General features: G+C 33.0%; 8 protein-coding genes. All 8 read left to right on the top strand.

Annotated features, from left to right (window positions below):
• The first annotated feature begins 75 nt into the window (after window positions 1-75).
• The 8 genes from FAR12_RS16580 (at window position 76) to FAR12_RS16605 (ending at window position 8,263) form a co-directional block, all read left to right on the top strand.
• Window positions 76-990, top strand: a complete 915-nt coding sequence (locus FAR12_RS16580; protein ID WP_170972234.1) for a type II toxin-antitoxin system SpoIISA family toxin — start codon at window positions 76-78, stop codon at window positions 988-990.
• 35 nt (window positions 991-1,025) lie between these two features.
• Window positions 1,026-1,199, top strand: coding sequence for a hypothetical protein (locus tag FAR12_RS23530; protein WP_170972235.1), 174 nt, complete (start codon window positions 1,026-1,028; stop codon window positions 1,197-1,199).
• Between the two features lie 160 nt (window positions 1,200-1,359).
• Complete coding sequence (locus tag FAR12_RS24005; protein ID WP_281275687.1) at window positions 1,360-1,488, top strand: hypothetical protein; 129 nt, start codon at window positions 1,360-1,362, stop codon at window positions 1,486-1,488.
• Between the two features lie 192 nt (window positions 1,489-1,680).
• Complete coding sequence (locus FAR12_RS16585) at window positions 1,681-2,820, top strand: LAGLIDADG family homing endonuclease (protein ID WP_170972236.1); 1,140 nt, start codon at window positions 1,681-1,683, stop codon at window positions 2,818-2,820.
• 196 nt (window positions 2,821-3,016) lie between these two features.
• Window positions 3,017-3,667 carry a TnsA endonuclease N-terminal domain-containing protein gene (locus FAR12_RS16590; RefSeq protein WP_126409929.1) on the top strand — a complete coding sequence of 217 codons (651 nt, stop codon included), beginning with the start codon at window positions 3,017-3,019 and terminating at the stop codon, window positions 3,665-3,667.
• Entirely contained in the window at window positions 3,660-5,654 is a 1,995-nt protein-coding gene (locus FAR12_RS16595; protein ID WP_126409930.1) for a transposase, read from the top strand. Before FAR12_RS16590 ends, FAR12_RS16595 begins: the two co-directional genes overlap by 8 nt.
• 14 nt (window positions 5,655-5,668) lie before the next feature.
• Window positions 5,669-6,667 (top strand): ATP-binding protein, encoded by a 999-nt coding sequence (locus FAR12_RS16600; RefSeq protein ID WP_126409931.1) that lies wholly within the window; start codon window positions 5,669-5,671, stop codon window positions 6,665-6,667.
• Window positions 6,668-6,703: 36 nt separating this feature from the next.
• Window positions 6,704-8,263, top strand: coding sequence for a hypothetical protein (locus FAR12_RS16605; RefSeq protein WP_185819432.1), 1,560 nt, complete (start codon window positions 6,704-6,706; stop codon window positions 8,261-8,263).
• The last annotated feature ends 193 nt before the right edge of the window (window positions 8,264-8,456 follow it).

Genomic DNA, 8,456 nt, shown 5'->3' on the forward strand with positions numbered 1-8,456 from the left:
TGCAATTTACCTATAGATCTAGTTACCGAGAAATAGAGATAATAAAGTATAATGATAGACTGAGGGGGGATGAGGTTGGAAGCAAGCTGGTATATGATCACAATATTTTCCGTACTAATGATTGGAATTGCCTTTAGTATCGGATTGTACATATGGAGTCGAGAGTTTTATTTAAAGCATCGTGTAGCCATCCGGAAAATATATTATGGTGTAGTCGTCGCTACATCGTTTTTCTTATGGGCATTCAACGTATTCCCGGACGTAGGAGCAAAGCTAGAGTATTTGATTGCTCTTGTCATTAGCGTGGTTATCATTGATTTATTTGTTTTTCAGACACCAGATATTACGAAATTCTTTACAAATGAGTTAAAGCAAGAGAGTTTAGTTGAAAGCATCAATAAGAACCGTGGAACGTTTATTGAATTGAGTGAGAAACTTATTAAAGTCAATGAACTGATGCCGAAAAGCGACCAGAAATGGCATTTGGATGAATTTGAATTCACTCCAGAGAAATATGAAGAATTTGTTCTCTCATATTTAAGGAATTTCACATCCTCTTTTCAACTTGATGTCTATTCCTATTTGGTAGAGTCTTCTGCTGACGAAATAATCTTTCATAATAATATTGTGTCTGCATATGAGGAAATTCTTAAAGACCACAATTTTGGCCTGAGAGAAGTAGGAATGCGAAAAAATCAGGTGATCAAAACGCTTCTAGAAGGAGAAAATATCGAAATACTTGAAAAGGATTCTTCCTCTGTGTTATTCCCTTACTTCGGTGAGTATTATAACTTACTCTTCGTTGTGAGTTCGAGAAAGGGCAGTGAAGTAACGGGAGCGGATGCTTCTCTTATGTTAAACATGTTATATACGTTTGATATGTGGCTGTTATCAAATGAGGAAGAATTTTTGCATGATGACGATTGGGATGGTTATGAAGAGCAAGAAGATAACATAGAAGATGGAAACGAAGAATCGGATATGTTATGATAAGAATAAGAAAAGAGTAGAGGAGAGTGGAAGTAATGCCAGTACAAATGACATCAAAAGATGCAGGGAAAAAGCAAGCGAAGAGCACTTCCCGACACGGTAATGTGCCTCCTAGAAACCCAAATAAACGACCGACAACTATTAATATGAACCGTTCAATTGGACGAATGAAAGCCAACGACAGGGATGCTATTAGACGAGCACAATAAGAGAAAGGGAAGGTAATTCAAAATTACCCTCTCTTTTTTTTGTGCTCTTTTCTCATTTAGATTTTAACAACATGCCTTACAAAAACGGGCTTTTTTATGTTATTTTTTAATAAGTTCGCATAAGCTATAGCAACAAAGGAAAAAGGGTGTGTGGGTAACGATGAAATTGCGCAAAAAAGCAGCACCGCCGAAAAATCCGAATAAACGCCTATGTGTGGCGAGGAATATTAACTTTGCTGTACAAAAGGAAAATGAGCAGTTGTTACGGTTGTATTCAAAGAGAGTGTAAATAAGGAGCCTATTTGTACAATAGTGCTATGTATTAACTTTTGTTGGGCTATTATAGAGGTTGTTGTTCAAATAATAGTTGAAATATTTTTTTCAAAAACAGAACATTAGTTCTGTTTTTCTGTTATAATATAGGTAGTTAATACTTCACTGAATCCACAACCTAGCGAAAAGAATAGGGAGGATGAATGGAGTGCCTAGAAATGTTGGTATTACAGATGACGATATTATACGCATGTATAAGAGTGGTATGCCATACAAGGAAATGGAGCCGATTGTAGGGATTTCAGCTAGAGGGATCCGTGACGTAATGTATAAGCATGGAGTTCAGATGAATCGTGAGAAATCGTCAGGGCGGCCCCGTAAGCATAAAGTAAACGAGAACTACTTCAAAGTATGGAGCCATGAGATGGCTTGGGTATTAGGAATGTTTATTACAGATGGCACCGTGATTTCAAATGTGCATAGCATCGTTTTCTCACAGAAAGATGAAAGAATCCTTCAAATCATCGTTAACTACATGGATGCTGATTATGTATTAGCACCATATGGACCTACCAAACAAACACCTTCATTAATCATTAATTCAAAAGAAATAAAGCAGGATTTAGCAAAAATGGGCATTGGAGCAAAGAAATCGTTAATCGTGCCGTTTCCTAACGTACCAGAGGAGTTCTTGCCATCGTTTATTCGTGGAGTTATTGATGGGGATGGCTGGGTTTCAAAAGATGGTTATAACTTGAATATTACATCTGGGAGCTTGCCATTTGCGAATGGACTATTATCTGTCTTTCTAAAGTGGGGAATAAAGTCTAAAATTTCAACTTTCAAGGGGACGAAAGATAATCCAATTTATCGCATTTGGGTTACTGGTAAAACTGATGTTTTAAAGTTGTCTGAGATTATTTATAAGGATGCAAACGCTGATGACTATGTTGTTAAAAAGCGAGTTTATATGACGCAACATTCAGTTCAACCATATAATAGCGACATTCCATATTATGAACAAATTAGCTCTAGAGTGAGTTTTAGAACAAATATTAGCAAATGTATCCTGGACACACTGAAAATAGCTGCAATAGAACAGCATACTACGATTAATTATTTGTTTGAAAATGGCTTGAAGAATCTTTTTAACACACCAGTAATACAAATGAGTAGATTATCGAGACCTGTGGATCGAGTTCAATTTAAAACAACCTATGATCACGAATTATTGATGAAAGTTAGAGAGTTTGCAAAACAAAATAATTTATACATAAATTATGTGATTGAAATGAGTGTAGATTATATTGATAGAAAGTACTTTAGAAATAGTCAAGGGGAGGGTTAATGTAAAAGGACAGGAAAGTCTAAACTAATTTTATATTGTTTAATATTGATTTACCAGTGCGTACGATTTTTTAGTATGTACTTTTTTGTCTTTAAAAATGGACAAAAAAGTCTAAACTGCCTATAATTGAGACAAGAAAGTCTAAACTCTTTAAAATTCTGATTTTTCAAACTTTAACAGTAAAAGGGGACTCTATATGTATAACCCATTAATTACCGATGGAAGTAAAAAGTTTGGGAATAATAGATGGCTGTCATATAGTTCCAAGTTAAAACGTGATGTATATTTATTTAGTGATTTAGAGTATGAGCATTGGTTACTGGTTGAATCAGACCCTAAAATTGTAGATTTTTGTGAACAAGCCTTTCTAATGGAAGCGTATGTAAATAAAAAATTACAGACATCGATTATTGATATGTGGGTGAAATATGATAATGGAAATGAAGAGTTTTTAGAAGTCAAATATTCTTCAGATCTCTCTAAAGAAAAAGTAAAAAACCAGATTACTGTTCAAAAAAATTGGTGTCATGAACATGGATTTCAACACCATGTAAGAACAGAGGAATATATTCGGGCAAACAAATTGTTACTTTCAAATTTAAAACTATTAATGAAGGGAAACAAACAACAAAAGCAACAAATAGAGATTGATAGGTATCAGATTATGAAAATACTAAGGCAGCATTTTCCTAAGAAAATGCTAATAAGTTCCCTAATTGCAGAGACTAAAATTCCTCAAAATAGATTGTTAATATCGCTTGGGAAAATGATACTTCAAGGTGAAGTGTGTTCAGATATAGCACTTAAATATTTCGGGAAAAATACAGAGGTGTGGATTGATGCCTAGAAAAATTTTTGAAGATTTAGATATTGAAGAGCATTTTTTAGACATTTCAAATTGGCCACAAGTAATAATTGAAAATCTAGATGATGAAGATAGAAACATTTTTTTAGCCAGAAAAATGGCTATTGACCTACTAATGACAACAATGACAAAAATTTCAGAAATAGAACTACAATCTGGGATACACAGAAGTGAAATATACCGATTCGTAAGAAGGTGCTTAGAAAAGGATGAGTTTGAGCAAATAATGGGCTACAGGGCTTTAATTCCTTATAAAAGATTAAAGGATTATAACAGGAGTCATTTTCCAACAAATCAAGAAGAGGAATCGGATAATTTTACCGGTGCATTCAGTTTATTACTAGATACATATCCAAGTTTAAAAGAATTAATAATAGATTCATATTTAAACAGAAAAAGTAATAAGTACAAAATTAACGATCCACTCATTAATATTAAAAACCTACACAAAAAGTTTATTGATGAGTGCAGGATATTGGGAATAAAAATGAATGAATACCCTTTCAATACACATACATTAGCAAAAAAATCACTCGAACGGTATGTAAGAACATTATCAAAAACCTATTTTGTTGAAGTAGCAAAACGTAATGGTGAACAAGCAGCTATGGTTGCCAAAAACACCGGTATTGGAAACAAAAACAATCCATTAATAATTAGGCCTCTTGAACGAGTGGAATTTGACGGTCATAGGATTGATACTTCAATTGCAATAGTTTTCAAAACTCCGGAAGGTGATGAGATTGTTGAAGTAATGAATCGGATATGGATTCTTTCCATTGTGGATGTAGCGACAAGAGCAATACTAGGATATCATCTTTGCTTGAACAAAGAGTATTCTGCACATGATGTCCTGATGTGTATTAGAAATGCCGTTTTTCCGTGGAAAAGGAAAACACTCACAATTGAAGGATTAAACTATTCGGAAAGAGCAAACTTCCCTTCAAATTTAATTCCAGAAGCTAGTTTTGGTATATGGGACGAGTTTTGCTATGACAATGCTAAAGCTAATCTTGCAAAAAATGTAAAGGAAAAACTTATTGACTTAATTGGTTGTTCTATCAATATGGGACCTGTTGCTGTTCCAGTTCGAAGGCCTATTATAGAAAGATTTTTTCGTACTTTAGAGCAAAATGGATTTCACAGGTTACCTTCTACAACTGGAAGTAACCCGAAAGACCCAAAAAGAAGGAATTCAGAAGAAAATGCTATTAAATATAGAATTACCGCTGAACATCTTGAGGAACTTACAGATGTGTTAATTGCCGAATATAATGCTAGTCCGCATGAAGGTAATAGTAATCTTAGTCCATTAGAAGTTTTTGAACAAAGGGTAGCTAGAGGAATGACAATACTCCAGCTACCCGAAGAAAAACGCAATGAGATAGTCTTTTTTTCATTAAAAGTTACAAGAAGGGTTAATGGTAGCGAAAAAGAGGGAAGAAGACCATTTATTAATTATGAAGGGGTAAGATATACGAACGAAGTATTAAACCGTTCCCCACATTTAATTAATAAGACACTTAAACTACTAGTCAACACGGATGATTTGAGGATTGTAAAAGCATTTTTAGAAGATGGTAGTGAATTAGGTAATTTAAGTGCAATAGGTAAATGGGGAATAACACCGCATGATCTCAGAACTAGAAAAGCTATAAATAAATTAAAAAATAATAAGCTAATACATTTCACTCAATTTGATGACCCAATTCAAGTTTACCAAAACTACTTAGAAAAGGAGGCACAAAAAAATAAAACAAACAGAAATAAATTTGCTTCCCTAAAAAAAGAGCAAAAGAGTAAAGCAGAACGATACCAAAAAGCACAGTCTAATGAAGAGAAAGGGGCCAATAATAACGGGGATTTTGAAAATCTTTCCGAGTTATCTAATGGTAGAAAGCAAAAGGAAACCGAAACAAAAGATAATCAAATTGATAAGCGAATCTTAAAAAGAACGATAATATTCTAATTGGAGGTCCGAAAATGTCAGAAATATTGGAATCCAATCAATCTAATAAAGATATAATAAGACCTTATATACCAAAAGGCACACATCCAATTGAGACGGGGAAATATTTAATTTCAACAAATGAGATTGATAGAATGTATCAAACAGTTATTCGATGGGTCGAAAACAGAACTCCGGGTGCTATAATATATGGCCGTCCTAGACTTGGGAAAACAAGGGCTACATCCTACTTAATTAATTGTTTACCACAAGACTTCGGTGAAAAAACGCCAATTTATCATGTTCGCTGTCGTAAATATAAAAACCCTAATGAAAATTTTTTCTTTGAAGATTTGTTAAATTCTGTGGGACATTCAATAATCACCAATGGGAAATCCAATATGAAGAGAACAAGGCTTTTAAGATTTCTAGTAGAGCGAGCTGACTTTTCGGGCAATAATAAGATTATTTTTTTCATAGATGATGCACAAAGAATGGTAGAAATTCACTATGATTGGTTAATGGATCTATATAACGATTTAGATCAATACGGTATAACTTTAACTACTATTCTAGTAGGACAAAAAGAATTAGTTCATCAAAGATCCGCTTTTATTAGTGGAGAGAAATTTCAAATAGTGGGTCGCTTTATGAGCCATGAGTATCAATTTAAGGGAATTGAAACTCTAAATGATTTAAGGATTTGTTTAACAGGATATGACGATTATTGTGAATACCCTTCAAATAGTAACTGGTCCTTCACTAAATACTTTTTTTCTGAATCTTTTACAAGAGGATATAGATTACAACATTCAGCCGAAGATTTATTTCGAGTTTTTGTTAATTTAAGAAGGGAATTTGGATTACCTCAGAAAGTAGAAATTCCAATGCAATATGTAACTTTAACAGTCGAATATGCTTTAAAACGATTTGGAAATAACGGTTTAGATTTGCCTACCATAGAGAAAACTCATTGGGAAGAGGCTATAAATAATTCTGGCTATATCCAATCAGAATTGTATCAAATTAATTAATTTTTAATACATCTTTTATAAGGAGGCTGAAAAGTTGTGACCTTTCAATTTACTTGGTCTTCCGATTGGATTCAGGACTATGAATCACCGTGGGGAATACTAGAGAAGTTTATGTGGGCCAATTCTATTGATGGAAATACAATTTTAGAATTAATTGGAAATGAAAGTGTTAAACAATTAAAAAACATTTCAAATGCTGGCTACCGCCACCGTAGTTTGATTTATTTCTCCAGTATTGATCCAAAAATGAGCCAAAAGATTATTGGAATAAATTTAATTGGATACCATGACAACTTAGTAGAGAAACTAATCCGCATAATTCCTAATATTAGATATGAAAGTAGTTTTTTTTATTCCAATTTGTCCTATTGCCCTATTTGTTTAAGTAAAGGATACCATAGTATATTACACCAACTCATAATTTTTGATCATTGTGCTTTTCATCCAGAGCAAAAGTTAATTGACAAGTGCGTAAAATGTAATCAATTAATGCCTGAATATATTATTAATAAAGGTAGCAAGGAGGCTTTCCGTTGCAACTGTGGCTACCACTTTCTTGATTCAGAAAATATAAGAACATTATTTTCATCATGGAAAAAACCACTTGAAATTCAAAACAAAGTTATCAATTCATGGCTAAAATTACCTCGACACAAAGTACATAAATACCATATAATTTATCCCTTTGATAACTATAAAAAATATCTTCAGGTAGATAATAAAGATGTTGATTATCTGAGACTTATACCAAAATTAGTAATTAATGCCTTTAATGAAGATACTTTAAACAATGGAGTTATTAAGGTTTCTTCCAATTCAGATATCTTTAATGTAAAAAGTGATTATCAGCAATTAAAAGACAATTATATGGAGGCTTTTCCTCATCTATTTTCATTCTATGGTTTCAATGAAAAACATAGGATTGATAGTATTTTCTTTGAAATTTATAAACAAACTAGAATTATTTATAAAGCTATAACCCGTTATATTCTCCGCAAAATTATTAAAGAACACAGCAATTGTGTGAAAATATTTAATAAAGCAAGACAAAACGGTGATGTATGTCCACATGCGTTTGCTTTTAATTTATGGAAAATGGAATGTGAAGATATTGATGCCTTTTGGAAAATCGAATATCAAAATAAAATATCTAAAAATTACAATTTCGTATGCAGGAACGAACAATTTAGTATCTTTCTTCGTGGTGCCTTTATGTCACATTTAGAAGAAATATTAAATCCTATCACCAGAGACAAAGAGTTTAATTTCTTGGATTGTAATATTAGTAGCATAAATTATATTCTTAATAGAATTATCGCCCATCTATTAATCGAACGTTATATTAAGTGGCTGGAGGTAGTACAAAATCCGAAGAAGTTCAATCATATTTATCCTGATGACAACATTCCTATGTATATTGCTAAGATCCCTCGAAAATTTAATGGAGAAATATGTTTTTATTTTCCGAAAAAGCGTATTGATTACATGAAGGGTATTATAAAAGACCTTAGTGATCAAATGGATTGTCCCTTTCATAAATCAACTAATTATCCTCCATTTAGATCTCCAATTCGAATAGCAATGGACAATATGTAAAACTTACATATATTTGCAGATCAATAACTGCAATAAAAAAAATTAAGACCTTCAAATAACTGAAGGTCTTAATTTATGTGTGCCGGGCATGTTCACTAGCTAGGCGGTGCAAGTCCGCTATGGGCGTTGGGATATGCGAACCATTAGCCGAAAGCAAGGGTGTCCGTGGTGACGCGGAATCTGAAGGAAGCTC

It is taken from the genome of Bacillus yapensis, from assembly GCF_005280205.1.
GTDB lineage: Bacteria > Bacillota > Bacilli > Bacillales > Cytobacillaceae > Robertmurraya > Robertmurraya yapensis.

Bases quoted from the DNA above. Each gene is read 5' to 3' on its own strand.
- FAR12_RS23530 (WP_170972235.1), top strand. From the start codon at position 1,026: ATGCCAGTACAAATGACATCAAAAGATGCAGGGAAAAAGCAAGCGAAG.
- FAR12_RS24005 (WP_281275687.1), top strand. From the start codon at position 1,360: ATGAAATTGCGCAAAAAAGCAGCACCGCCGAAAAATCCGAATAAACGC.
- FAR12_RS16590 (WP_126409929.1), top strand. From the start codon at position 3,017: ATGTATAACCCATTAATTACCGATGGAAGTAAAAAGTTTGGGAATAAT.
- FAR12_RS16595 (WP_126409930.1), top strand. From the start codon at position 3,660: ATGCCTAGAAAAATTTTTGAAGATTTAGATATTGAAGAGCATTTTTTA.
- FAR12_RS16600 (WP_126409931.1), top strand. From the start codon at position 5,669: ATGTCAGAAATATTGGAATCCAATCAATCTAATAAAGATATAATAAGA.